Origin of the sequence: Tetzosporium hominis (genome assembly GCF_002265435.1) — a bacterium.
In the GTDB taxonomy this organism is placed as follows: domain Bacteria; phylum Bacillota; class Bacilli; order Bacillales_A; family Planococcaceae; genus Chryseomicrobium; species Chryseomicrobium hominis.
The window spans coordinates 1-271 of record NZ_NOKQ01000300.1 but is presented as its reverse complement, the minus strand read 5'-3'; the positions used below and the strand labels follow the sequence as shown (position 1 = coordinate 271).

Here is a 271-nt window from a genome sequence, read left to right as displayed (position 1 = left end):
CAATCAGATGTCGAACGAGTCTGCTGGAGAAGCGCTGACAAACATTTCTCATCAAAACATTCATTAATAAGAAAGAGCTTGCGGTGTGCAGGCTCTTTCTTCACATAAACCTTACTTTTTGAAAGCAGACATGTTTCGGGGTATAGTGAGTGTATACATATGTCTCAATTTGGACTAAAGGAGTTGTACGCAGTGATTAAAGCGTTAATTTTTGATTTTGACGGACTTATTCTTGATACAGAAACACACGAATATGAAGTCCTTCAGGAAA

Annotated in this window: 2 pseudogenes; both read left to right on the top strand. The window is 38.0% G+C overall.

The annotated features are described in order from the left end of the window. Positions 1–67 (top strand): annotated as a pseudogene (locus tag CF394_RS15575) (CBS domain-containing protein); the annotation flags it as partial. 125 nt (positions 68–192) lie between these two features. Then, positions 193–271: pseudogene (locus tag CF394_RS16120) on the top strand (hypothetical protein); the annotation flags it as partial.